Consider the following 24,483-nt stretch of genomic DNA (forward strand, 5'->3'; position numbering starts at 1 on the left):
GAACTCCGGGTCGACGATCGCCGCGGCCGGGACCAGGAACGGGCTGGAGATGCCCACCTTGAGCTCCCGGCCCGGGTCGGAGATGACCGCCACCGGGGTGACCTCGGAGCCGGTGCCGGCCGTGGTCGGCAGCGCCACCACCGGCGTGACCGGCCCGGGCACCAGGTTCTCGCCGTAGTACCGGCTGAGCGGCCCGTCGTACACCGCGAGCAGCGCGATCAGCTTGGCCGCGTCGAGCGCACTGCCCCCGCCGATCGCCACGATGACGTCGGGGTCGACGTCCCGGGCCATCGCGCCGGCCGCATCCAGGGTGCCGACCGGCAGCTCGGGTGTGATCTCCGAGTGGACCCGCACGTCGAGCCCGGCCGCGGTGAGCGCGCCGACGGTCTCGTCGAAGAACCGCGTGCCGAGCAGGAACGGGTCGACGACGGCGAGGACCCGCCGGCCGTGCACCCGCACCACCGGCAGAAGCTGGGCGCGGGCCCCGTAGCCGAAGTGCACCCGGGCCGGCAGCCGCAGCGTTCCGAGGTCAGGCAACGAAACCACCGTCCACCGGCAGGATGACCCCGCTGACATGACTGGCCCGGTCACTGAGCAGGAACGAGGCCGCCGCGCCGACCTCCGCCCCGGTGCCCGCCTTGCGCAGCGGGGTGGCCGCGATCCGCGCCTCGACCCCGCCCGGAATGGCCAGCCGGGTCTGATCCAGCATCGGTGTCTCGGTCGGCCCGGGTGCGATCACGTTGACCCGGATCCCGAGCGGCCCGAAGTCGTGCGCCGCGGTGCGGGTGAGCCCGATGACCGCGTGCTTGCTGGCCTGATAGGCACCCATCCCGGAGCTGCCCCGCAGCCCACCGATGCTGCTCATGTTGACGATCGACCCGGCCCCGCGCGGCTCCATCACCCGCACCTCCTCCCGGATGAGCAGCCACGTCCCCTTGACGTTGACCGCCATCAGCCGGTCGAAGTCCTCCTCGGACACCCGGTCGAGCCGCCCGCCCTGGGTGGTGGCCGCGTTGTTGAACGCTCCGTCGAGCCGCCCGAACCGCGCGACGGTCGCGTCGACGACCCGGCGCACGTCCTCGGCCTTCGATACGTCGCCGGTCGTCCAGGCGACCTCGCGGCCGTCCTTCGCCAGCTCGGCCGCGATCTCCGCGAGTGGCCCCTCGGACCGGGCCACCAGCATCAGCGAGGCCCCGTCGGCGGCGAAGGCCCGGGCGGCATCGGCCCCGATCCCGGCGCTGGCCCCGACCACCAGGATGACCTTGCCGGAAAGTAGTTCGTTCATGCGGGGAATTCCTCTCCGCGAGCCGCCTCGACGGCCGCTTTCGCGGCCGCCCCGAAGAGACTCGCGTCGTTGCTGAGCATGGTGAAAGTGAATCCGGCCTCGATGGCCGCACGAACCGACGCGGCGGTAGCACCCCCGGCGTTGCCGACCGGAACTCCGGACGCCTTGACGACAGAGGCGATCATTTCGACGATCTCCGGGTCGGACTCGGTGCGGCCCTCGCTCACCGACAGGTCGGCGGCGCCGACGAGCAGTGCGGAAACCCCCTCGACCGCCGCGATCTCGCCGGCGTTGCGGACACCCTCGGCGCTCTCGATCTGAGCGATCAGCACGACCTCCTCCCGGCCGTAGCGCAGGTAATCCGCGCGGGACCGGAGGCCCCAGGCGCCGGCCCGGCCGGTCGAGCCGACGCCGCGGGCGCCGAGCGGCGGGAAGCGGACCGCACGCACCGCGGCCCGCGCCTGCTCGACAGTGTCGACGTGCGGGACCATGATTCCGGCGGCACCAGCGTCGAGAACCCGCTGGGCCAGGCCGTCGCCGATGCCGGGGACGCGGACGATCGGCGCGACGCCGGTGTGCAGCGCGGTGCCGATCAGGCGGTAGGCCGTCTCGACGCTGATCGGCGAGTGCTCCAGGTCGATGACGACGAAGTCGAAGCCGGCCAGCGCGACCAACTCCATGATCTCCATCGCCGGGATCTTGATCCAGGTGCCGAGCGCCGGCCCACGCCCGCCCGCCAGAAGGCCGGCGACCCGGCCGCGGACAGAGCCGCCGTCCGGCCCGGCACCAGACCCGCCGTCCGGCCCGGCACCAGACCCGCCGTCCGGCCCGGTGCCACGGCCGGTGATGAAGCCCGTCACGGCGCGGGGTAATCGTCGGCGTTGAGCACCCAGCCCGAGGCGGAGAAGTCGGTGCGGGGCGGCGAGAAGATGTCGATCAGCTGCTGGTGCGGGCCGATGCCCTGGGTGGTGTGCACGGTGGGCGGGGGGATCACGCAGATCGACGGGGCCGGGATCTCGCCGTGCTCGTCCGGGCGCCACGACAACGAGTCCGGGCCCCACGGGTAGCGGATGTGGTGCACGAACGTGCCTTTGACGGCGAGCGAGATCTGCTCGAAGTCGTCGTGGTGGTGCGGGGACAGCTTGCGGGCGTTGCGCGGCGCCGGTTCCTCGGCCAGGAAGTTGACCATCAGGTTGGTGGTGCGGAAGATCCGGCCGAAGCGGCCCTCGACGATCGGGGTGTCGGCCAGGCGGTAGACCCGCAAGCGGAACCCGCCGACCGGGTCGGGCCAGGGCACCAGCGGCGCGGCCCGCAGGTCCGGTTCGGCGTAGGCGTCGGCATTCACCGCCAGAGCGGTCAGGTCGTCCGCCACCGACGAGAAGAGCCGGATGAGTACGCCGTCCCCGTCGGCCGTGACGGCACTGTCGCCGGGCGGGACGACCACGAACGCCTCCTCGGCGATCGACGAGGTCTCGCCCCCGGCGGTGACGGTCACCGGCGCGCTTTCCGAGTACATCAGGACGGCGTACTCGTCGGGCTGACCCACGCGGCGGAAGACGTCGCCGGCCTTGGCGTAGCTGTAGGCGATCACCAGGTTGGCGGCCCGGGCGAACCAGGTGCGAGTGCCGTCCAGAACGGTCGGCTCGTAGGTGAGGAACTCGATCCACTGGGACGCCTTGATCGGGCCCGAGAGGGCCGGCCCGGCGGTGGCGAGCTTGGACCGGATGTCGTCGGCGGCGTAGGTGCTCATGAGCGTCCTTTCAGGCCGAGGATGGCTCGGGCCTCGTCGGGAGTGGCGATCTTTTTGCCGAGGTCCTCGATGACGCCACGGATCTTGTTGACCTGCTGGGCGTTGCTCTCGGCCAGGCGGCCCTTGCCGATCCACAGGCTGTCCTCGAGGCCGACCCGGACGTGCCCGCCGAGCCAGGCGCTGTGCGTCCCGAACTGCATCTGGTCGCGGCCGGCCGCGAACGCGGAGAACGCGTAGTCGTCGCCGAACAGCTTGTCCGCGATCCGGACCATGTGTTCGAGGTTCTCGTGGTCGGCGCCGATGCCGCCGAGGATGCCGAACACGCCTTGAATGAGCAGCGGCGCCTCCACCAGGCCCCGGTCGGCGAAGTAGGCCAGCGAGTAGAGGTGCCCGATGTCGTAGCACTCGAACTCGAACCGGGTGCCCACGGCGCTCAGCGTGCGCAGCGTGTGCTCGATCCGGTCGAACGTGTTGATGAACGGGTGGGAGTAGGTGTTCAGGACGTACTGCTTCTCCCAGTCGTGTTTCCAGGTGGTCACCCGGTCGGCGATGCCGGAGTAGACGAAGTTCATCGAGCCCATGTTCAGCGAGGCCAGTTCGGGCGCGAAGCGGGTCGCCGCGGCCAGCCGCTCGTCCATCGTCATCTGCGACGAGCCGCCGGTGGTGATGTTGATGACCGCGCCGGTGCGCTCCCGGATCGGCGGCACGATCCGCTCGAAGATCTCCGGTTCCCAGGCCGGCCGCCCGTCGGGGTGGCGGGCGTGCAGGTGGACGACGGCCGAGCCGGCCTCGACCGCGCCGACCGCCGCCTCGACCACCTCCTCGGCGGTCAGCGGCAGGTGCGGGCTCTGCGAGGGGACGTTCACCGAGCCGGTCACCGCCGTGGTGATGATGACCTTGCCGGCCCGGCGCATCAGTTCGTCTCCTCGAGACCGAGCAGGTAGGCCGTGTTGCGGCAGATCATCTGGCGGATGTCGGTGGCCGGGATCCCGTGGTCGAGCAACTGCTGGATGATCAGCAGGTAGGCGTCGACCGGCAGCGGGTTGCCCTGCTGGCCGAGGTCGGAGTCGAGGACCGTACGCTCCGGGCCGATCTTGCGGATCCAATCGACGAGCTGCTCGATCGGCCAGCGCGGGGCCGGCACGTCGGGGTGGTACATGGACAGCTCGTGCTCGACGAACGCGCCGTACCCGAGCATCTCCTCGATGTCGGTCTCGGCCGCGTTGACGATGAAGTCGGGGTGGTGCAGCAGCAGCCGCTTGACGCCGTTGCCGCTGGCCGTCTTGAAGAACGCGGTCATCGACGGCCCGTCCAGGTGGCCGCCGCTGAGCAGGATGCCGGCGTCCGCGACCAGGCGGGTGACCAGGTCGGTGTCGGCCGAGATGTCCCCGGTCCCGTCGAAGATCGACACCTCTTTCTCGTAGAGGTTGCCGGTCGCGCTGGGGAAGCCGTCGTCGTGGCTGTGGGCGCGGATGTGCTGCCCGGCCGAGACGGTCGGCCCCCACACGCACCGGCCGCCCATGTTGATGGCGACCGCCACCGCGGACGGGTTGATCCCGCCGACCTCGCTGTTGAGCGCCACTCCCCCGTACATCGGTGTCGGCGCGTCCGCCAGCTGCGTCTTCATCGCCAGCAGGTCCATCACCGTGTTGTGGTGGTGCGACTTGACGAGGATCGCGCGCATGCCGATGCGGGCGCCGTCGTGCGACGCCTCGACGTGGTCGAACCGGCGGGGGAACGGGCTCGGGCCGGAGTGGCAGTGGAGGTCGACCGTGCCGTCGAGAACCTTCAGCAGTCCGGGCGCGATGTCCATCCAGGGCCTCCTAATGTTCGTATCTCGAACTCGAAGTTCAAGCTACGCACGCATGAACCCGGTGTCCAGCCCGTAGCGACCAGGTTTCGTTCACTATGCGGATTTGACGATTGCATAATGAACAATCGGCTGCTCTACTGATCGGCACGACGCCGACGGGAGGGAGGAACCGATGAGCGACATCCAGTCGATCGAGCGCGCGGCCGCCGTGCTCGCCCTGCTCGACCAGAACACCCGCAGCCTCACGCCGGCGCTGGTGAGCGAGCGGCTCGGCCTCAACCGGACGACCGCCCACCGCTACCTCTCGTCGTTGCAGCGGGCCGGCTTCCTGGGCGCCACCTTCGGCCCCGGACCGCTGCTCGACCAGCTCTCCGCGCTGGTCTCGGTGCGCCAGCAGATCCTGTCGCTGGCCCCGCCGATCATGCGGCGGCTCTCCGACGAGACCGGGCTGACCACGGTGCTGAGCTTCCTGGGCCTGGCCGGGGCGGTGGTCACCCTGGTCGAGGAGGGCGAGGGCACGATCGTCCTGACCGTACGGATCGGCACGGTGCTCGAGCTCAAGGCCGCCCAGTCCCGGGTGCTGCTGGCCTTCCAGGCCGACAGCTCGGCGATGACCCGCGCGCACGCCGGCCTCAGCACGACCCAGGCCGCCCAGGAGTACGAGGTGCTGGCCGCCGCCCGCCGCGACCGGATGGCCTGGGGCGACCTCGGCCACGACGGTCTCGCCTCGGTCGCCGTCCCGATCTTCGGGCAGCACGACGTGCAGGCCGCGATGGCGATGATCGGCACCACCGCGATGCTGCGCACCTCCGACCGGGCGGCCCAGCGGGTCCGGCAGCTGGAGAGCGCCGCCCAGAACTTCAGTTCCCTGATCGCGAGGATGTGAGGACATGCAAGCCAAGGCGAAGCAGTGGCTGCTCGTGCTGCCCGCGCTCGCGCTGCTCGCGGCCGTCCTGCTGGTGCCCCTGGGCCGAAGCCTGAAGCTCAGCGTCGCCGGCGGAAGCCTGGAGCACTACAAGTCGCTGTTCACCGACGGCGTCACGCTGACCGTGCTGGCCCGCACCGCGGCCACGGCGGCCGTGGTCACCCTGATCGCGGTGCTGCTCGGTTACCCGTACGCGTATCTGATGACCCGGGTCGAGCCGCGCCTGCGCGGCCTGTTGATGGTGATCGTCCTGGTGCCGTTCTGGACCTCGGTGATGGCCCGCAACTTCGCGTGGGTGATCATCCTGCAGCGCGGCGGGCCGGTGAACTCGTTCTTCCGGCTGTTCGGCTGGGACCTGGTGCTCTACCAGTCGGTGGCCGGGGTGGCGATCGCGATGAGCCAGGTGCTGCTGCCGTTCATGGTGCTGCCGCTGTTCAGCGCGCTCAGCGGCATCGACCGGCGGTTGCTGCTGGCCGCCCGCGGCCTCGGCTCGCACCCGGTGAGGGCGTTCTGGAAGGTCTACTGGCCGCTGTCCCGCGGTGGCGTGGTGGCCGGCCTGATCCTGGTCTTCACGCTCAGCCTCGGCTTCTACGTCACCCCGGCCCTGGTCGGCGCGCCCCAGCAGTCGCTGGTCGCGCAACTGCTCGGCCAGCGCACCACCCAGTTGCTCGACTTCGAGGGCGCCGGCGCGCTCGGCATGCTCGTCCTGGTCGTCACCCTGGCCCTGGTGGCCTGGGCCAACCGGCTCGGCGGCACCATCTCGGCGATCGGTCTGGTGGCCGCGGCCCCGGCGAAAGGCGCCCGCTCATGACCGTCACCCTGGAAAAGCCGCGCCGGGCGACGAAGGTCGACCCCATCCCCTGGTGGCTCAAGCTCGTCGGCCTCGCGGTGGCGCTCTACTTCGTCCTGCCCACCCTGTTCGTCATCCCGATGAGCTTCAGCACGGCGACCACGTTCCAGTTCCCGCCGCGCGGTTTCTCGCTCCGGCTCTACCAGAACTTCTTCACCAACCCGGTCTGGCTCGACGCGCTGCGCAACTCGGTGCTGATCGCACTGCTCGCGGCGCTGCTGGCCACGGTGGTCGGCACCGCCGCGGCGATCGGCCTGCACAACCTCACCGGCCGGCTCGCGCGCTTCGCCCGTACCCTCCTGATGGTTTCGATCGTCACGCCGGCGATCGTCCTGGCCGTCGCGGTCTACATCTCCTTCCTCCAGTGGCGGCTGGTCGGCACGCTCGGCGGTTACGTGCTCGCCCACGCGGCCATCGGGGTGCCGTTCGTGCTGATCTCGGTGACCGGCGCGCTCGGTGGCTTCGATCCGAAGCTGCTGCGGGCGTCGGCCTCGCTCGGCGCCCCGCCGCTGCGCGCCTTCCTGACCGTCACGATGCCGCTGATCAGCCGCGGCATCGTCACCGGCGCCGTGTTCGCGTTCGTGACCTCCTTCGACGAGGTGGTCATCGCGCTCTTCCTGCGCTCGCCGGCCCTGCAGACGCTGCCGGTGCAGATGTACAACAGCGTCACCGTCGAGATCGACCCCACCATCGCCGCCTCGTCCAGCGTCGTGGTCACCGCCGTCACCACCATCTGCCTCGTCCTGCAGTTCGTGGGCGGCCGGCGGCGGAACCGTTAGGAGCTCCCGATGCCCACTCTCATCTCGCACACCGAGCCGACGGCACCCGCGCGCACCGGCACCCAGATCCGGCTGGCCGGCGTCACCAAGGACTACGGGCTGGCCGCGCCGGCCGTCGACGACGTCTCGCTGACCATCGAGCCGGGCGAGTTCATGACGCTGCTCGGGCCGAGCGGCTCCGGCAAGACGACCACGCTCAACCTGATCGCCGGGTTCGAGACGCTCACCGCCGGGTCGATCGCGTTCGACGGCACCGACGTCAGCAACCTGCCGCCGCACAAGCGCAACCTGGGCATGCTCTTCCAGAACTACGCGCTCTTCCCGCACCTGACGGTCGCCCAGAACGTCGCCTACCCGCTGCGCGAGCGCAAGCTCGCCAAGCCGGAGATCGCCCGCAAGGTGGCCGAGGTGCTCGAACTCGTCCAGCTCACCGGCCGCGACAACCACCATCCGGCGCAGCTGTCCGGCGGGCAGCAGCAGCGGGTCGCGCTGGCCCGCGCGATCGTGTTCGGCCCGAACGCGCTGTTGCTCGACGAGCCGCTCGGCGCGCTCGACCGCAACCTGCGCGGCACGTTGCAGGCCGAGATCCACCGGATCCACCGCGAGGTCGGCACCACCTTCGTCTTCGTCACGCACGACCAGGAGGAGGCGATGAACCTGTCCGACCGCATCGCACTCTTCAACAACGGCCGGATCGAGCAGGTCGGCACCCCGGAAGATCTCTACCAGCGGCCGGAGACCCTGTTCACGGCCACCTTCCTGGGCGATTCCAACGTCTTCGACGCCTCCCCGGCGCCGGACGGGACGTTCGCCTGGGAGGACAACATCTGGACGGTCGACAGGTCGACCGTCTCCGCGCGGGCGGCGGCCGGCGATCACGTCGCGCTGGTCGTCCGGCCCGAGGACGTACGGCTGGAAGGCGCCGTCCCGGCCGATGCCAACGCGGTGACCGCGACCATCCGCGACATCGAATACATGGGTGCCTACCGCACCGCGGTGCTCGCGCTCGGCCACGACGGCGTGGCCGGGCGGGCCCGCCTCGACGCCCTGGCCGCCGATTTCCGCCCCGGCCAGGCCGTTACCGCCTGGTGGCCGGTCGCCCGCCAGCACATCGTCGCCACTTTGTGAAGGAAGTGACAGTGGTGTCCACTCGAACCCGCCTTTTCCCCGTCCTCAGTGCCGGTTTGGCCGTCGCCGTTCTCGCCGGCTGCGGTGGCGGCGAGCAGGTTTCGTCCGACCCCAACGCGAAGGTGACCCTGACGTTCACCGCCTACGGCGGCGCCGGCCAGGACGCCATGATCAAGATCTACCAGCAGCCGTACACCGTGACGCACGCCAACGTCAGCTTCGTCAACACCTCCCCGCCCGACCTGTCCCAGGTGAAGGCGCAGGTGATGAGCAAGTCGGTGAAGTGGGACCTGGTCTCGGTCGCGCCGGCCGCCGCCACCCAGAACTGCGGCACCCTCTTCGAGGAGCTGGACCTCTCCAGCGTGGACCCGTCGAGCCTGGTGCCCGGCACGATCGGCAAGTGCTACATCGGCAACTTCATCAACGCCAACCCGATCGCCTACCGCACCGACGCGTTCCCCGACCCGGCCAAGGCGCCGAAGACCGTCGAGGACTTCTTCGACCTGCGGAAGTTCCCCGGCAAGCGGGGCATGCTGACCAACCTGCAGAACGGCATCCTGGAATATCCGCTGCTGGCCGACGGGGTGGCCCCGAACCAGCTGTTCCCGTTGGACATCGACCGGTCGCTGAAGAAGCTCGACACGATCCGGGACAACACCCTGTTCGCCCCGAACGTCGGTGCACTCCAGCAGGCCGTCGGCGCCAAGCAGGTGGACATGTTCATCCTGCCGGACTCCCGGCTCGTGCCGCTGATGAACGACGGCACCAAGGTCACCATGGTCTGGGACAAGACGGTCGCCGCGATCAACGGCTTCGCCATCCCCAAGGGTTCCCCGCACAAGGCGGCCGCGCAGGAGTTCATCAAGACCCTGGCCGGCCCGGAGCAGGTGGCCGGCATCTCCGAGGCGCTCGGCACCGCCCCGGTGAACAAGGCGGCGAAACCCGATCTCTCCGACAACGCCAAGAAGGTCGAGGTGTACGGGCCGGCCAACACCGGGGAGACCGTGCTGCAGGACATCGACTGGTATGCCAAGAACTTCGACCAGGCGACCACCAAGCTCAGCAACTGGCTGGTCGGCTGACACGTTCACCTACTGAACTAGGATTTGGCGATGCCGAACACCGACACGTCCGACATCCAGGCCGTCGCCCGCGTTGCCCAGATCTGCGGGCTCTTCGGGCCTCGGGTCGTCGAACTGTCGGCCGCCGACATCGCCGAACGCACCGGCCTGAACCGCACCACCGCCTACCGATACTGCGCGTCGATGGCGACCGCCGGGATCCTCACCCGCGGCGACCGCCGGGGCACGTTCACCCTCGGCCCGCTGATGCTGGAGCTGGGCACCCTGGCGCTGGGCCGGCAGCGGGTCGTCGAGATCGCCCGCCCGCACCTGCGCAAGCTGGGCGCCGCCGTACGGATGACGGCGGTGCTCAGCATCCGCGGCCCGCAGGGCCCGGTGGTCGCGCTGGTCGAGGAGGACAGCAGCCGGATGGTGGTGGTCACCGTGCACCCGGGCACCCGGCTGGACGCCACCGCCGCCCAGACCCACCTCTTCCTGGCCCACTCCGACGCCGCGGCGATGGACGCGGCCGCGGCCGGCCTGTCACCGGCCGAGCGGGTCCGCCTCGAGTCCGAGGTCTACTCGGCCCGCCAGCGCGGCTTCGCCTTCGTCCGGCCCAGCGGCGGCCCGTTCGTGGTCGCCGCCCCGATCTTCGACGAGAACGGGCTGTGCGCCACCGTCGCCGTCCTGGGCGCCGGCGACCTGCCCGACCTCTCCCCCGTGCTCGACCAGGTGCAGGGCACCGCGGCCGAGCTGAGCAACGAGATGGGCTTCCATGCCGAGTTATGACGAACTTGGACCACCCTTTTCCAGCTGGGACCACTTCGGCCGGGACGACGAGCTGGGCACGATCAACCTGCTCACCCCGACCCGGGTGGCCGCCGCGGCCCGCCTGATCGTCGACGGGAAACGCTTCAGCCTCGACCACCCGGTGAACGCGTTCGAGCCGTACCCCACCGGCACCCGCCCCGCGACCCGGCACCACGTCTTCGCCAACAACGAGTTCCACCGCGACGACTGGCTCGACTCCTTCTACCTGCAGTCGACGTCGCAACTGGACTCGCTGCGGCACATCGGCCACCCGGAACACGGCTTCTACAACGGGCTCCCGGCCGCCGAAAACAACGCCGACTCCACTCGGCTGGGCATCCACAACTGGGCCGACAGCGGCATCGCGGGCCGCGGCGTACTGCTGGACGTGGCCCGTTTCTTCGGTCCGTCCTTCGACTGCGAGACCACGGTGGTGCTCGACGCGAAGACCCTCGACGCCATCGCCGACGCCCAGGGCGTGACCTGGCACGGCGGCGACATGCTGCTGCTGCGCACCGGCTGGGCCGGCAACTACGTCGCGAAGTCGCCGGCCGAACGCGCCGAGTTCAACACCCGCAACAGATCGCCCGGCCTGGCCCAGCGCACCGAGATCCTGCGCTGGCTCTGGGACCACGAGATCGCCCTGGTAGCCAGCGACACCCCGGCGGTCGAGGCCGACCCGGTGCTCGAGTCCGACTTCCGGACACCCGGCGAACGCCCGCCCGAGAAGGGCGTCAACCACAGCGGCATGCTGCACCGCCCGCTGATCGCCCTGCTCGGCATGGCTATAGGCGAACTGTGGAAACTCGACGACCTGGCCGCCGACTGTGCCGCCGACGGCCGCTACGACTTCTTCCTCACCGCCAAGCCCCTCAACATCCCGGGCGGCGTCGGCTCCCCGCCGAACGCTCTCGCCCTCAAGTGATTCGCCCGGATCCCACGCCGCTGTACATTGACGAATTCAATACGGTTCGCGCACAGGGCTGAGGAGAGACCATGGACAGCCCGGAGCGGTCACCACTCGGGGTAACGGCCGAGCTCAGTTCGCACCTGGCCGCGCTGTTGGTCGACGCCGTCGATGAGTACGCGATCTTCGCGCTCAGGCCGGACGGCGTCGTCACGACGTGGAACAGGGGCGCTCAGCGGATCAAGGGCTACACCGCCGAAGAGATCATCGGCCGGAGCTTCTCCGTCTTCTTCACGCCGGAGGACGTCAATGCCGGCAAACCCGCGCGGGAACTCGCCGCGGCGGCCGCCCAGGGACAGAGCCGGGACGAGGGCTGGCGGATCCGCAAGGACGGCAGCCGGTTCTGGGCCAACGTGACGCTGACGGCAATCACCGGCACGGACGGCCGCCTCGAGGGGTACGCCAAGATCACTCGGGACGACACCGACCGTCGCCGGATGGAGGAGCAGGTACGCCGACTCGAACTGCTCAGCGACCGGGAACGCATCGCCGGCGCGATGCACGAGACGATCGTCCACCGGATCTTCGAGGCGTCCATGACGATGGAGGCCGCGCTCGGGCTCATCACCAACCCGACGGCGGAACAACGGGTCCGCACCGCCATCGAGACGCTCGACACCACCCTCAAGCAGATCCGCACGATCATCCTCGACCTGGACACCTCCGACGAGAAGGCGTAGAGGCGTTCCGGCTCAGCCGGGCAGTGGCAGGGTGGCCAGCGGGACGTGGTGCTGGCCCGCGTGCATGTCGCGGTCGTGCAGGCTGCCCTGCACGACCGGGCGGGGGAACGAGATCTTGACGACGTTCAGCGACGGGATCCGGAAGATCTGGACGTCGCCCTCCGGCACCCGGTAGAGCTCGGCGATCACCCGCTCGTCCAGGAAGGCGATCGCCGCTAACCCGGCGGCGTCGTGCAGGAACACCTCCATGGTCACCCAGAACGGGCCGGCGTTCTTTGAACGGACCTCGCGGGAAAGATCATTTACCGTACGCATCGCGGTCCTCCAGGTGGATACGGAACAGGCTGGTCGGCGCGGCGTCGACCACGTGGTTGAGGACGAACTCGTAGGCCGCTCCCCGCTCGGTCTCGGCCGGTGAGGTGGCGAAGGCCAGGCTGGGCAGGTAGTCCATGTCCGGGGTGGGCAGGTGCAGCATGAGCGGGTTGGCGACCTTCGCGACGGCCGTGGCGGTCTGCTGGTCGGGCGCGTTGACCAGCAGCATCACGCCGACCTCGCGGGGTGGCCGGGTGTCCGGATCGAGGTCGCCGAGGATCGCGTCGTAGCCGTAGAGGCGGATGTCCAGGGCGTACTCCTCGGGGCCGAGCCCTAGCGTGTCCCGCACCCAGGTGGTGATCATCCGGCGCAGCAGGGTGGCCCACGTGGTGATCTGGCCGAGGATGTGCGGGTCGCGGATCGCGGTGAACGACATCGTCTCGTAGCCGGTGATCCGGGCGCCCTCGAGCTTGTTCGTGTACTGCGCGGCCGGCTCGAAGCGGGAGCCCTCGACCCGCACCCGCCGGTCGTCGAGGGCGGTGTAGCGGGCATCGGCGACCTCGATGGTGCCGGCCGGCTCGCGCATGGTGAACGGGTTGACCGTCTCGTAGAGCATGTGCGCGGCGACCGAGGCCGGCGTGCAGGCGACGGCCGGGTCGAGCGGCTCGATGGTGAAGCCGGTGGCGTCGATGGTGGCGAGCACTCCCCCGGCCCGCGGGTTGGTGGTGCACTGCCCGCCGCACTCGACGATCTTCGCGGCGTGCCAGGTGGGACCGGCCGGCATGCCGTGCAGCAGCGGGAAGGCGGCGGCGACCGCGGTGTCGGTGGCCCGGCCGGCCAGCACCACGTCGGCGCCGGCCGTGAGGGCCTCGGCGATCGGCTCGTGGCCCATCATCGCGACGATGTGCCGGCAGCTCTCCAGGGTTTCCGGGTCGAGCTCGCCGGCCGGTGGCAACGGGTGCACCCGGCCCTGCTGCAGGTGTTCCTTGAGGTCGGCGGCCTGCTGTTCGCTGTAGATGGTGGCCACCCGCAGGCTCAGGCCCTCCTCGGCCAGGATGCCGCGGACGATGCCGGCCACCCAGTCGACGCCGGAGTCGGTGCCGCTGGTGCCGCACGACCCGACGATCAGCGGGATGCCGGCGGTGGCCGCGGCGCGCAGCAGCACCCGAAGGTCGCGGGCGACGGCCGCGGCGGCGGTCTTGGCGATGCCCGAACCCAGGTAGTACGGGCCGGAGTCGGTGGACCCGCCGTCCACGGCGATGACGTCGGCGCCCAGGTCGAGGCCGCGCGCCACGGTCTCGGGCGGGAAGCCACCGCCGAGCATGCCGGTGGGCACCAGAACGCGTACGGTCATCGGTCTTCTCCTGTGATCGGGTGGGCGGGGTGGCCGGCCAGCGCGGCCACCAGTTCCTCGGCGCCGCGCAGCCCGGCGTCGCGCCGGGCCTCGGCGGTCTGCCCGGCCATGTGCGAGTAGACGGTGATGCCGTCGACGCCGCGCAGCACCGAGGCGGCCGGCAGGGGTTCGGTCTCGACGACGTCGAGGGCCGCACCGGCGATCCGCCCGGACCGGACGGCGTCGGCGAGAGCGGCCTCGTCGACGATGCCGCCGCGGGCGGTGTTGATCAGGTGGGCGGTCGGCTTCATCCGGGCGAGCGCGGCGGCGTCGATGAGGTGCCGGGTGCGGTCGGTGAGCGCGGTGTGGATCGACACGAAGTCCGACTCGCGCAGCACCTCGTCGAGCGGGCCGGTCAGCACGGTCAGGCCGAACGCCTCGGCAAGTGGCCGCACCCGCTGCGCCACCGCGCCCCGCCCGATGATGCCGAGCGTCCGGCCGCGCAGCTCGAAGCCGTCCCGCCGGGGCCAGCCGCCGGCGGCGACGCCGGCCGCCATCGGCACCAGGTTCCGCGCCTGGGCGAGGATCAGCGCGATCGTGTATTCGGCGACCGCGTTGGCGTTGATCCCGGGCAGGTTGCTGACGGTGATGCCGAGCCGGGCGGCGGCCGCCACGTCGACCGAGTCGTAACCGACGCCGGTGCGCACGACGGCCCGCAGGCTCCGCGCCTCGGCGAGCACCTCGGCGGTCATCGGCTCGTTGGCGATCAGCGCCCCGTCGACGCCGTCGAGCGCGGCGACCAGTTGCGCCGGGTCGCGGCGGCCGCGCATCGGGTCGTGCCGGGTGGTGTGGCCCAGGCCGGTGAGGTAGGTGTCCACCTCGTCGCCGGGCACCAGGTAGTCAGTGGTGATGAGCAGGGTCGGCAACCTTCGTCTCCATCTTGGCCAGGCGGATGATCACGAGAACGGCGAGGGCGGCCAGCGCGGCGATGTCGAGCAGCATCCCGGACCAGCCGGTCAGGTCGACGATGGCGCCGACCAGGGCGGGACCACCGAAGCCACCGAGGTACCAGGTGACCGCGTACAGGCCGGTGTAGGCGCCGAGAACGCGGCTGGACGGCGCGAGGTTCCACAGCGCGACCGCCGCGTTGATCGAGAACCCGGCCGCGCCGGCCGCGCCCACGCAGAGCAGGACCACGGTGGCGGTGGGGTTCTGCACGACCGAGCCGATCGCCAGCGCGACCGCGAAGACCGTCATGCCGAGCGCGATCGTGCGCAGCCGCCCGATCCGCTCGGCGAGCAGGGCGGCCGGGTAGGCGGCGAGCAGGTAGGCGACGCCGCTGGGCAGGGTGAGCCCGCCGGCTTCGCCGCGGGTCAGACCGAGAGCCTCCATCCCGTACGGGGTCATCAGTGAGCGGGAGGCGAACCATGCCCCGCCGAACAGCAGCACGGTCAGCAGGAGCAGCAACCGTCGGCGGTCCAGCCCGGCCACGACCTGCCGCAGCGACGTCCTGGGCTCGTCTTTTTCCTCGAGGGAGAGCGCCTCCTGGTAGCCACGGGACCGGTTGTCGCGCACCTTGACGATCAGTACGCCGGTGGCGGCCAGCATGATCGCGGCCGGGATCGCGAACGCCGCGCGGGGGTGGTCGTCGACCACCAGCAGGCTGATCAGGGACGCGACGATGATGGTCAGCGAGGTCGCGATCTTGACGGTGGCGTTGGCCCGGCCGCGCCGCTCGGGCGAGATGAAGTCGGGCACCAGCGACTCGGCGAGCGGCCGCATCGTGTTGGCGACCAGCGCGTAGCAGAACATCACCGCGATCAGCGTCAGCACCGAGGTGGTCCACGGCAGCAGCACGAAGAGCAGCGCGGCGATCGGCATGCCCACCGCGAGGTAGGGCATCCGGCGGCCCCACCGGGTGCGGGTGTTGTCGGACCGGTTGCCGATCCAGGGCTGGATGAAGATCCCCAGCAGGTTGTCCATGCCCATCAACATCCCGACCAGCGCGGCGCTGGTGATGTGCTCGCGCAGCAGGGCGGGCACCTGGTTGTCGTAGAAGTTCCAGGTCGACTCCTGCGCGAACAGGGCCAGAGCGATGAAGAAGATGATCTTCCGGTTGTGTGTTTCCGCCATGTCGCCTCCAGGTGACCGGCGTCACGCTAGCTTTGCTACAGCAAAATCGTCAACGGGTGCATCCGAGAAATGCGATAGAGTGCCGGGCATGACCACCGAGACGCTCGCCGATCAGGCGTACCGCGACGTCCGCACCGCCATCGCCACCGGCGAGCTCGCCCCGGGGGCCAAGGTGACCGAGCGCGGCATGGCCGAGCGACTCGCGATCAGCCCCACCCCGGTCCGCGAGGCGCTGCGCCGGCTGGAGCTCGACGGGCTCATCGAGCGGATCGGCCCGCGCACGGTGCTGGTCGCCACCATCCGCGACGCCGCGATCGACGACCTCGCCGAGGTGGAGGTGGGCCTGCGCGGGCTGGTGGCCCGGTTCGCCGCCCGGCACGCCACGTCCACCCAGCTCGACATTCTCGACGTGCTCCTCGACCGCGCCGACGACCTGCTGATCCTGGCCAAGGAGAAACGCCGGCTGGGTCAGCCGGCCGACCGGCACCTCAACGTGCTGCTCGACACGATGCAGGAGTTCAACGACGCCGTCGACGCCTGCGCCCACAACCCGGTCCTGATCCGGATGCTCGAGCAGAGCCGGGTGTTCAGCCGGCCCCGGCGCCGCGAGCTGCTGCTGCAACGGGTGGCCGCCGACGAGACGTTCGGCCTGGAGCGTTACACCAGCCACCGCGCCCTGGTCCGGGCGCTGCGCGACCGCGACGAGGTGGCCGCCGAGCGCATCGCGATCGAGGATTCGCAGGGCGGTCTCGCGGCGCTGCGGGCAGCCCGATGAGGATCGCGGTCATCCCCGGCGACGGCATCGGCACCGAGGTCGTCCCGGCCGGGCTGGAAGCGCTCGACGCCACCGCCGCCCGCTTCGGGCTCACGCTGGAGTTCGCGGAGTTCAGCTTCGCCAGCGCCGGCTACTGGCAGCGACACGGCACGATGCTGCCGCCCGACTGGGAGGAAACGCTGCGCGGCTTCGACGCCATCTACTTCGGCGCGGTCGGATGGCCCGACGTGGTCCCCGACCACGTCTCGCTCTGGGGCAGCCTGCTGCAGTTCCGCCGCACCTTCGACCAGTACGTAAATCTTCGCCCCTGCCGGCTCATGCCCGGCGTGCGCAGCCCTCTCGCGGGCCGGGAGCCCGGCGACATCGACTTCGTCGTGATCCGGGAGAACACCGAGGGCGAATACTCCAGCGTCGGCGGCCGCATCTTCGAGGGCACCGACCGGGAGACCGTCCTCCAGGAGACGATCATGACGCGGGTCGGCGTCGACCGGGTCCTGCGCTACGCGTTCGAGCTGGCCGCCCGCCGCGAGGCCGGGCATCTGACCTCGGCCACCAAGAGCAACGGCATCTCCATCTCGATGCCGTACTGGGACGAGCGGGTCGCCGCGATGAAAGACAACTTCCCGGGTGTACGGGTGGACAAGTTCCACATCGACGCGCTGGCCGCCCAGTTCGTGCTGCACCCCGAGTGGTTCGACGTGGTGGTCGCCAGCAACCTGTTCGGCGACATCCTCTCCGACCTCGGCCCGGCCTGCACCGGCACGCTCGGCATCGCCCCGAGCGCCAACATCAACCCCACCCGAGCGAGCCCGAGCCTGTTCGAGCCGGTGCACGGCTCCGCCCCCGACATCGCCGGCCAGGGCATCGCCAACCCGGTCGGCCAGATCTGGTGCGGCTCGCTGATGCTCGACCATCTCGGCCACCCCGAGGCGGCCGCCCACCTGCTCGGCGCGATCGAGGACGTGCTGGCGTTCGGACCGCGCGACGCGCCCCTCACCCCCGACCTGCACGGCACCGGCACCACCGCCGAACTCGGTCACGCGATCGCGGAGCGGGTCCGCGAACGCTAGCGGCGCCGGTAATACCGTCATACAATCTGGCGATGATCCAGGACGCCCTGCCGGACGGCTTCGACCGGCTTCTGCGCGGCGCGATCGACCTGCACGTGCACGGCCGGCCGGACGTGTCGGCCCAGCTCGCCAACCGCGGGGACGACCGCGACGTGGTGCGGCTGGCCCAGGCGTACGGGATGGCGGGGTGGGTTTTGAAATCCCACCTGTGGGCCACCATGGACCGCGCCCGGGCCCTGCGCGACGCGACCGGCTTCGCCGTTCACGGAAGCATCACGCTCAACCCACCGGTCGGCGGCCTGGAGCCCAGCGTCGTCGAGCTGGCCGCCGCCCACGGCGCCCGCGTGGTGTTCCTGCCCACCTGGGGCTCGGCCGCCGACGTCGACCGCGACGGTTACATCTCCCAGCTGCTGCGGCGGGCGTCGCCGTCGTTCGCCGAGTACAACAGCCGCACCGCCATCACCCTGCTGGAGACCGACGGCTCACTGTCCGGGCGGGCCCGGGCGGTCATCGACGCGTGCCGAGCGCTCGGCCTGTCCCTGGCCTCCGGCCACGTCTCACTCGCCGAGAGCCACGCCGTAGCCGCCTACTGCGCCGACATCGGCCAGCGACTGCTGATCACCCATCCCCTGCACTACACGGCCGACCTGCGCGACCTGGCCGCCACCGGCGCCTGGCTGGAGTTCTGCAACGCGCCCCTGCTCCACCCGGACGGAAATTTGACCATCCGCCAGGTGCACGAGGCCCTGACCACGGTCGGCCCGGAGCGGGCGGTCCTCACCACGGACGTGTTCTCCCGCTGGGTGCCGCCCGAGCCGGAGTGCCTGCGCATGTTCCTCGAACAGCTCGCCTACCTCGGCTGGACCGCCGAGCAGATCGCCACCATGGTCTCCACCAACCCGCGCACGTTCCTGGGAGAACCAGCATGAGAGTCGCCGACGTCAAGCTCGCGGACATGACCGACGAGCAGCGCTCCCTCTACGACTGGTACGCCACCGGCCCGCGAGCCGCGCCGGACAACCCGTTCAAGCTGGTCACTCTCGACGGAAAGCTGCAGGGGCCACCGGCGGTCTGGATCCTGAGCCCCACCTTCGGGCACGCACTGCAGAAGATCGGCGGCGCGGTCCGCTTCGGCTCCAGCCTGCCGTGGCGGGCCCAGGAGATAGCCATCCTGCTGGTCGGCCACCACCACAACAGCGAGTTCGAGCTCTACGCCCACGAGCGAGCGGGCGCAGCGGCCGGCCTGACCGAAGCCGACCTGGCCAACCTGGCCGACGGCAAGGAGCCCACTACAACGTCCGAGATCGAATCCTGCTGCTTCCACACCACCCGCCACCTCCTCGAACACGGCACGCTGGACGACGAGTCCTACGCCGCCGCGGCCGCCACTCTGGGCGAGGCGGGCCTGTTCGAGCTGGTCACGGTGGTCGGCTACTACAACATGGTGGCCCTGCAACTGGCCGTCTTCGACGTGCGGCCACCATCATGAACTGGTCGATCAAAATCCTCGAATACGGCTACGTCGACCGTTTCCCGGCCAGCAACCTGTTCGCCGCCCAGCCCAACGAGGGCCACCGGCGCATGCCGTACTGCTTCGGCCTGCTGAGCGCACCCGGCCGCCACATCCTGGTCGACACCGGCTTCGCCGACGAGGCGGTCCACCGCCGGCTCACCGCAAAATACGGAGAAACCCGCTGGTGTACGCCCGTGGAGGCGCTCGCCCGGGTGGATGTGACCCCCGACCAGGTCGACACGATCCTGCTGACCCACAACCACTTCGACCACGCAGGCTGCGTAGACGCCTTCCCGGATGCACACGTCTGGATCCAGCGCCGCGAGATCGACAACTACCTAGCCGCGGCCGCCCGCCCAACCCGCTTCGAGTTCCTGACCCGCTCCTGCCAGGCCGACCTGCCACAACACCTGGCCGGCCGCAGGGCAACGCTGGTCGACGGCAGAGCCGAGGTGGCCCCCGGCATAGAGCTGCGCCCAGCCCACGACACCCACACCGCCGGCTCACAGCTGGTAACGGTGACGAACGAGGCCGACGGCCCATGGATCTTCGCCGGCGACAACGTCTACACCTACGAAAACCTGACCGGCCTGGGCGGCAACGGCGTGCTGGCCCCGATCGCGATGACCACGGGAAGCGCCGCCACCTGGCTAGACCTGGCCGACGACATGCTGGGGAGCGTAGGCGGCGAGACTCGCCGAATCCTGCCCTTCCACGAGGCCGCCCTCTGGGAAACCTTCCCCTCCACAACATGGAGCGACGGCCTGCACGTGGCCGAGGTGTCCACCCACTCATCGTGATGCGCAGCCAAGCGCCGAAAGGCCGCCACTTCTCCAGGTAGCCGACCGCCGCCCAGCAGATAGGACAGCCGTCTCACTACTCGGGCGCTGCGCGACGAATAAGCCGGATATTTCGCATCTGCGCCGGACGGAGCCGCCAAGGATGTGGACTTGCTGCTCGCTCCGAACGCGAAGTCCACAAGATCCGCAGAAATCGCCAGGCGCCAGGAGGGCGCCGGGCGGACGCCGAGCGGAGGCAGAACGCCGAGCGCGGCGAACGCCGAGCGGAGGCAGGACGCCGAGCGGACGCCCGCTCATGGTCTTTGGCTCGGGGGATCTCCTCGCGGCGGCACGCCCCGCCAACCACCGGTGTGATCGCCTCAAGTGCCGCCGCGAGGAGATCCCCCAAGCCCCGCAGTAAGCCCAGCCACCCACCAGTGCCCGACGCCAACCGGCAGGCGCGATCTCCGAGCGCCCGGCCGGGGTGTGGGGCAGAGCCCCACGGTCTTGCCCCAGCGCCCCAGATCCAGCCGACGCGGTCCCAAGCTCCAGCACCGCCGGCCACGAACGAAACCGGACCTACCGCCCAGCCCGAAGCCCAAACCGAGCCACAACCCGAGTACCCACCGCATAGGCCAGATGCCCACCCGGCCATTGCGTGACGTTATGCCCCGACGAGTCGTGATAATAGTTGTGACACCCCGACTCCATAGCGGACGCACCGGACGCAAGCTTCCGATCAACCCAAGCAACAAAGCGCCGAGCCGCCTCCGGCGAAGTATCAACAACCCGGGCACGACCGCGAGCCAGCCGCCGCACGGCCCCCACAACCACCTCCGCCTGCCGCTCCAACTGAGCGATGACCGAGACGCCCCCATTGGTGTTAGGCCCGTACAGGATGAAGAAGTTGGGAAACCCCGGCACCGTTATCCCCATGAACGCGCTGGCCCGCTCTCGCCACACATCATGGATGCTGCGGCCGTCCCGCCCCTTCACGTCCACCCCGGCAAGGAACTTCGTAGGCTGGAAACCGGTGCTGAGCACCAGAACGTCGACCCGGCGTTCCACCCCGGTCGCGTCGACCACCCCCAACGGCGTAACCCGGCGCACAGCGTGCGGCACCAGCTCGACATTCGAACGGTTCAAAGTCGGGTAGAAGGTCGACGACAGGATCGGCCGCTTGCAACCCCACGGATACGAGGGCGTCACCGCCGTACGCGTCGTCTCGTCCTTGATCGTGGTGGCGATGAAGCGCTCGCAGAGCGCGCGCATCCGTTGCTGGCGGCCGGATCCGGTGTCGTAGCCGCGGAAGCGGCGGTTGCCTTTGTGGAAGATCCAGGCGCGGTTGGCGCGCTGGGCGAGCGGCACGTTCTTGAAGATCCAGCGTTGGCGCGGGGTGAAGTCGTGTTCGTTCTTCGGTTCGACCCAGCCGGGTTCGCGCTGGTAGACGTAGACTTGGCCGGCGGTGGGCGCGATCGCCGGGACGATCTGGACGGCGGTGGAGCCGGTGCCGACCACGGCGACCGACTTGCCGGTCAGGTCGTGCTCCTCCCAGCGGGAGGTGTGGAAGCTCGGGCCGGTGAACTCGTCGAGGCCCGGCCATTCCGGGTAGCGCGGCACGCTAAGCAGGCCGAGCGCGGAGATGACGACGTCGTACGACTCGGTGTCGCCGTGTTCGGTCTGCAGCGTGTATTTGCTGGTCGACTCCTCCCACACCAGGTCGGTGACCCGGGTGTTCAGCCGCAGGTGCGGTCGCAGGCCGAAGCGGTCGACCACGTGCTCGGCGTACGCGAGAAGTTCCGGCTGGGTCGCATGGGTGCGCGGCCAGTCGTATTTCAGGAACGAGAAGGAGTACGCGTGCGAGTGCACGTCGACCTCGCAGCCCGGGTACCGGTTGTCGAACCAGGTTCCGCCGACGCCGGCCGACTGTTCGAAGATCGTGTATTCGACGCCCTTGACCCGGCCGAGCTTCACGGCCGCCGCGATGCCGCCCATCCCGGCGCCGATGATGGCGACCCTGGTCATCGGGGTGCGGGGTAGTCGTCGGCGTTGAAGACCCAGCCGTCCATCGCGGAGAAGTCGAAGCGGGGCGGCGAGAACACGTCGATCAGGTGGTTCGTGCCGGGGGCGACGGCCTCGCTGGTGTGCTGCGACGGCGGCGGGATCACCGTGACGGCCGGGGCGACGACCCGCTCGTGCTCGTCGGCGCGCCAGTTCGCCTTGTTGGTCGTCCACGGCCAGCGGAGGTGGTGGATGTATTCGCCGGCCAGCACGATCGAGCACTGTTCGAAGTCGTCGTGGGTGTGCGGGGACAGCTTGGCCGGGTCACGTGGGCCCTGCTTGGGGTCGATGAAGTTCACCATGAACGTCGTGCACCGGTAGAGCCGGAACGCCGGGTTGGCCAGCGACGGGACGGTCAGGTCGTACGCCCGGATCCGGAACCCGCCCGGCGGGTCGGGCCAGGGCTGGAACGGCGGGATGTTCTCGTGCGGCTCGTCGTAGGAGGCGGCGTTCGCGGCGAGCGCGGCGACGTCGGCCGACTTCGTGGTGAGCAGGCGCAGCACGCGGCCCCGGCCGGTGATCGTGACCGTGCTGTCGCCGGGCGGCATCACGAGCATCGTCTTGCCGCTGACCGTGACTCGCTCGCCGCCCGCCTCGGCGGTGGCGGACAACCCGTCGTCGGCGAGCAGGACGACGTACTCATCGGGTTGATCTTGCCGGGGGAAAAGAGCGGTGCCGTCGAGGTCGGAGTAGCTGACGACGAAGTTCTGGCCGCGGGCGTACCAGGTGGAGATCTCGCCGGTCTTCTCGACCGGCGGCAGGTCGCCGAACTTGACGTGCTCGGAGCCGGAGAACCGCTCGGGCACGGCCGGCTTGCCGGTGGGCAGCGTGGAGCGCAAATCCGTGGGGTCGTACGCCATGAGGGCTCCTTAGATCTGTGAGCGGAGATCCGACGCGGCGGACCTGAGCAGGCTGGTGTCGTTGCTGACCATCACGAACCGGTAGCCGCGGTCGGCGGCCTCGCGGGCCTGGGCCGCGGTCTGCACGGCGGTGCCGGCCGGGATGCCGCGGGCCTCGGCGGCGGACAGCAGCTTGTCGACGAGCTTCTGGAGTTGGGGGTCGGCGGACGGCAGCCGCGACGACAGCTGGAGATCACCCATGCCAAGAAAAACACCATTCAGGCCGGGTACGTCGAGGATGTCGTCGACCGCCTCGATCGCGGCCCGCTCCTCCAGCTGCACGGCCCGCAGCACCTCCTCGTCGCCGAAGCGCAGGTATTCGGCGCGGTCCAGGCCGCCCCACCGGCCCGCGCGGGACGTGATGCCGATGCCGCGGTCGCCGCCGGGCGAGAAGACCATCTGCCGGACCGCGGCACTCGCCTCGTCGACCGAGGTCACCCGGGGCACCAGGATGCCGTCGACGCCGGCGTCGAGCAGCCGCTGGAGATGGCTGCCGCTGCGATCGGGCACCCGGACCAGCACCGACAGGCCGGCACCCTGCGCGACGACCGTCGCCTGGTAGGCGAACTCGAACGTCAGGGGCGCGTGCTCCTGGTCGATGACGATGTAGTCGAAACCGGCGTCCGCCAGGATCTCGATCGGCTCCAAGGCCGGGATCTTGACCCACGTACCGAACAGGCATCGGTCGGCCGAAGCCAGTTTACGAGCGAAACCCAAGCGCGCCATGATGGCTCCTCACAAGGGGTTTTGGGTTTCGAGAATGTAGCATCGTCATACGATCCTCGACAACCGCGTCGCCCCATTACCGGCTCGGTACGATGGCAGGCACGAACAGACGGGAGGGGGCGGGTAGTGACACAGACCAATGCGCTACGCGTGGAACGCGCTCCGGCGCTCATCCGCTCACAGGTCCTCGACAACCTCCGTCAGGCGATCATCGACCGGCGTCTCGCGCCGGGTCAGCGCCTGATCGAACGGGAACTGGTCGAGCTCACCGGCGTCTCCCGCACCAGCGTCCGCGAGGCGCTGCGCGAGCTGGCCGCCGAGGGCCTGGTCACCGCGATCCCCAACAAGGGCACCGTGGTCACCATGGTCAGCGCCGAGGAGGCGCGCCAGCTCTACCAGGTGCGGTCCGCCCTCGAGGCGCTGGCCGGCCGGCTGTTCTGCGAAAACGCAACCCCCGCCCAGCGCAAGGCCCTGGTCCGCGCGCTGGAGAAGATCGACCGCCTGGCCGCGAAGGGTCAGCCGATCCTCGCCGCGAAGGACGCGTTCTACGACGTCATCTTCACCGGCGGCGGCAACGACGCGCTGCGCTCGGTGGTGGCCGGCCTGCACGCCCGGGTCAGCGTGCTGCGCTCGCTGTCGCTCTCGGTCGAGGGCCGCCTCGCGCACAGCCTCGAGGAGCTGCACGCGATCGTCGACGCGGTCGAGGCGAACGATCCCGACGCGGCCGCTGCGGCCTGCGCCCGCCACGTCGAGGAGGCCGGGCGCTCGGGCCTGATCGCACTCTCTCAGCAGGAGACCATTCCCTAAGATTGTATGATCGTCGTACGCTGCGAC

Annotated in this window: 27 protein-coding genes; 14 read left to right on the forward strand and 13 right to left on the reverse strand. The window is 70.1% G+C overall.

What is annotated here, in order from left to right:
- From Ato02nite_RS18985 to Ato02nite_RS19010, 6 genes are all read right to left on the reverse strand, one after another.
- Positions 1-537 (reverse strand): iron-containing alcohol dehydrogenase (locus tag Ato02nite_RS18985; RefSeq protein ID WP_213007902.1); only part of this gene is annotated, 537 nt, incomplete at its 3' end.
- Entirely contained in the window at positions 530-1,285 is a 756-nt protein-coding gene (locus tag Ato02nite_RS18990) for an SDR family NAD(P)-dependent oxidoreductase (protein ID WP_213007903.1), read from the reverse strand. The genes Ato02nite_RS18990 and Ato02nite_RS18985, both read right to left, overlap by 8 nt.
- Positions 1,282-2,145 (reverse strand): HpcH/HpaI aldolase family protein, encoded by an 864-nt coding sequence (locus tag Ato02nite_RS18995; protein ID WP_213007904.1) that lies wholly within the window; start codon positions 2,143-2,145, stop codon positions 1,282-1,284. Before Ato02nite_RS18995 ends, Ato02nite_RS18990 begins: the two co-directional genes overlap by 4 nt.
- Entirely contained in the window at positions 2,142-3,035 is an 894-nt protein-coding gene (locus tag Ato02nite_RS19000; protein ID WP_213007905.1) for a cupin domain-containing protein, read from the reverse strand. The genes Ato02nite_RS18995 and Ato02nite_RS19000 overlap by 4 nt, the downstream gene beginning before the upstream one ends.
- Positions 3,032-3,949, reverse strand: a complete 918-nt coding sequence (kce, locus tag Ato02nite_RS19005; RefSeq protein WP_213007906.1) for a 3,5-dioxohexanoate:acetyl-CoA acetone transferase — start codon at positions 3,947-3,949, stop codon at positions 3,032-3,034. The genes Ato02nite_RS19000 and kce overlap by 4 nt, the downstream gene beginning before the upstream one ends.
- Entirely contained in the window at positions 3,949-4,848 is a 900-nt protein-coding gene (locus Ato02nite_RS19010) for a DUF6282 family protein (RefSeq protein WP_213007907.1), read from the reverse strand. Before Ato02nite_RS19010 ends, kce begins: the two co-directional genes overlap by 1 nt.
- Positions 4,849-5,020: 172 nt before the next feature.
- On the opposite strand from Ato02nite_RS19010, the gene Ato02nite_RS19015 reads away from it, so the two are divergent.
- The 8 genes from Ato02nite_RS19015 (at position 5,021) to Ato02nite_RS19050 (ending at position 12,048) form a co-directional block, all read left to right on the forward strand.
- Entirely contained in the window at positions 5,021-5,734 is a 714-nt protein-coding gene (locus tag Ato02nite_RS19015; protein WP_213007908.1) for an IclR family transcriptional regulator, read from the forward strand.
- A gap of 4 nt (positions 5,735-5,738) precedes the next feature.
- A complete protein-coding gene (locus Ato02nite_RS19020) occupies positions 5,739-6,584 on the forward strand; it encodes an ABC transporter permease (RefSeq protein WP_213007909.1) in 846 nt (281 codons plus the stop codon).
- Positions 6,581-7,402 carry an ABC transporter permease gene (locus tag Ato02nite_RS19025; protein WP_213007910.1) on the forward strand — a complete coding sequence of 274 codons (822 nt, stop codon included), beginning with the start codon at positions 6,581-6,583 and terminating at the stop codon, positions 7,400-7,402. Before Ato02nite_RS19020 ends, Ato02nite_RS19025 begins: the two co-directional genes overlap by 4 nt.
- A 9-nt stretch (positions 7,403-7,411) precedes the next feature.
- Positions 7,412-8,530, forward strand: coding sequence for an ABC transporter ATP-binding protein (locus Ato02nite_RS19030; protein WP_213007911.1), 1,119 nt, complete (start codon positions 7,412-7,414; stop codon positions 8,528-8,530).
- Between the two features lie 14 nt (positions 8,531-8,544).
- Positions 8,545-9,612: an extracellular solute-binding protein gene (locus Ato02nite_RS19035; protein WP_213007912.1), complete on the forward strand. Its 1,068-nt coding sequence runs from the start codon at positions 8,545-8,547 to the stop codon at positions 9,610-9,612.
- 30 nt (positions 9,613-9,642) lie between these two features.
- The gene (locus Ato02nite_RS19040) at positions 9,643-10,380 is read left to right on the forward strand and encodes an IclR family transcriptional regulator (protein WP_213007913.1); all 738 of its coding nucleotides are present in this window, start codon (positions 9,643-9,645) and stop codon (positions 10,378-10,380) included.
- Complete coding sequence (locus Ato02nite_RS19045; RefSeq protein ID WP_213007914.1) at positions 10,367-11,326, forward strand: cyclase family protein; 960 nt, start codon at positions 10,367-10,369, stop codon at positions 11,324-11,326. The genes Ato02nite_RS19040 and Ato02nite_RS19045 overlap by 14 nt, the downstream gene beginning before the upstream one ends.
- Before the next feature lie 71 nt (positions 11,327-11,397).
- Positions 11,398-12,048, forward strand: a complete 651-nt coding sequence (locus tag Ato02nite_RS19050; protein WP_213007915.1) for a PAS domain-containing protein — start codon at positions 11,398-11,400, stop codon at positions 12,046-12,048.
- Positions 12,049-12,060: 12 nt separating this feature from the next.
- Here the strand turns inward: Ato02nite_RS19050 and Ato02nite_RS19055 are convergent, their stop codons facing one another.
- Genes Ato02nite_RS19055 through Ato02nite_RS19070 form a run of 4 tightly spaced genes read right to left on the reverse strand, consistent with a single transcriptional unit; the run spans position 12,061 to position 15,826 of the window.
- Positions 12,061-12,363 carry a DUF4387 domain-containing protein gene (locus Ato02nite_RS19055; RefSeq protein WP_213007916.1) on the reverse strand — a complete coding sequence of 101 codons (303 nt, stop codon included), beginning with the start codon at positions 12,361-12,363 and terminating at the stop codon, positions 12,061-12,063.
- Positions 12,347-13,714 carry an acyclic terpene utilization AtuA family protein gene (locus Ato02nite_RS19060; protein ID WP_213007917.1) on the reverse strand — a complete coding sequence of 456 codons (1,368 nt, stop codon included), beginning with the start codon at positions 13,712-13,714 and terminating at the stop codon, positions 12,347-12,349. The genes Ato02nite_RS19055 and Ato02nite_RS19060 overlap by 17 nt, the downstream gene beginning before the upstream one ends.
- Complete coding sequence (locus tag Ato02nite_RS19065; protein WP_213007918.1) at positions 13,711-14,619, reverse strand: NAD(P)-dependent oxidoreductase; 909 nt, start codon at positions 14,617-14,619, stop codon at positions 13,711-13,713. Before Ato02nite_RS19065 ends, Ato02nite_RS19060 begins: the two co-directional genes overlap by 4 nt.
- Positions 14,594-15,826, reverse strand: a complete 1,233-nt coding sequence (locus tag Ato02nite_RS19070) for an MFS transporter (RefSeq protein WP_213007919.1) — start codon at positions 15,824-15,826, stop codon at positions 14,594-14,596. Before Ato02nite_RS19070 ends, Ato02nite_RS19065 begins: the two co-directional genes overlap by 26 nt.
- An 88-nt stretch (positions 15,827-15,914) precedes the next feature.
- Between Ato02nite_RS19070 and Ato02nite_RS19075 the strand changes: the two genes are divergently transcribed.
- The 5 genes from Ato02nite_RS19075 to Ato02nite_RS19095 are packed head-to-tail and all read left to right on the forward strand — an operon-like array spanning position 15,915 to position 19,984.
- The gene (locus tag Ato02nite_RS19075; RefSeq protein ID WP_213007920.1) at positions 15,915-16,601 is read left to right on the forward strand and encodes a GntR family transcriptional regulator; all 687 of its coding nucleotides are present in this window, start codon (positions 15,915-15,917) and stop codon (positions 16,599-16,601) included.
- Complete coding sequence (locus Ato02nite_RS19080) at positions 16,598-17,671, forward strand: tartrate dehydrogenase (RefSeq protein WP_213007921.1); 1,074 nt, start codon at positions 16,598-16,600, stop codon at positions 17,669-17,671. Before Ato02nite_RS19075 ends, Ato02nite_RS19080 begins: the two co-directional genes overlap by 4 nt.
- Before the next feature lie 32 nt (positions 17,672-17,703).
- On the forward strand, positions 17,704-18,600 hold the full coding sequence (locus tag Ato02nite_RS19085) for a DUF6282 family protein (protein ID WP_213007922.1): 897 nt from the start codon (positions 17,704-17,706) through the stop codon (positions 18,598-18,600).
- The gene (locus Ato02nite_RS19090; RefSeq protein ID WP_213007923.1) at positions 18,597-19,160 is read left to right on the forward strand and encodes a carboxymuconolactone decarboxylase family protein; all 564 of its coding nucleotides are present in this window, start codon (positions 18,597-18,599) and stop codon (positions 19,158-19,160) included. Before Ato02nite_RS19085 ends, Ato02nite_RS19090 begins: the two co-directional genes overlap by 4 nt.
- Positions 19,157-19,984: an N-acyl homoserine lactonase family protein gene (locus tag Ato02nite_RS19095; RefSeq protein WP_213007924.1), complete on the forward strand. Its 828-nt coding sequence runs from the start codon at positions 19,157-19,159 to the stop codon at positions 19,982-19,984. Before Ato02nite_RS19090 ends, Ato02nite_RS19095 begins: the two co-directional genes overlap by 4 nt.
- 558 nt (positions 19,985-20,542) lie before the next feature.
- Here Ato02nite_RS19095 and Ato02nite_RS19100 read toward each other — a convergent pair.
- The 3 genes from Ato02nite_RS19100 to Ato02nite_RS19110 are packed head-to-tail and all read right to left on the reverse strand — an operon-like array spanning position 20,543 to position 23,649.
- Positions 20,543-21,988: a flavin-containing monooxygenase gene (locus Ato02nite_RS19100; RefSeq protein WP_213007925.1), complete on the reverse strand. Its 1,446-nt coding sequence runs from the start codon at positions 21,986-21,988 to the stop codon at positions 20,543-20,545.
- Entirely contained in the window at positions 21,985-22,884 is a 900-nt protein-coding gene (locus Ato02nite_RS19105) for a cupin domain-containing protein (RefSeq protein WP_213007926.1), read from the reverse strand. Before Ato02nite_RS19105 ends, Ato02nite_RS19100 begins: the two co-directional genes overlap by 4 nt.
- Positions 22,885-22,893: 9 nt before the next feature.
- Entirely contained in the window at positions 22,894-23,649 is a 756-nt protein-coding gene (locus Ato02nite_RS19110) for an HpcH/HpaI aldolase family protein (RefSeq protein ID WP_213007927.1), read from the reverse strand.
- 126 nt (positions 23,650-23,775) lie between these two features.
- Between Ato02nite_RS19110 and Ato02nite_RS19115 the strand changes: the two genes are divergently transcribed.
- Positions 23,776-24,456, forward strand: coding sequence for a GntR family transcriptional regulator (locus Ato02nite_RS19115; RefSeq protein ID WP_213007928.1), 681 nt, complete (start codon positions 23,776-23,778; stop codon positions 24,454-24,456).
- The last annotated feature ends 27 nt before the right edge of the window (positions 24,457-24,483 follow it).

This window comes from Paractinoplanes toevensis (assembly GCF_018332695.1).
In the GTDB taxonomy this organism is placed as follows: Bacteria; Actinomycetota; Actinomycetes; order Mycobacteriales; family Micromonosporaceae; genus Actinoplanes; species Actinoplanes toevensis.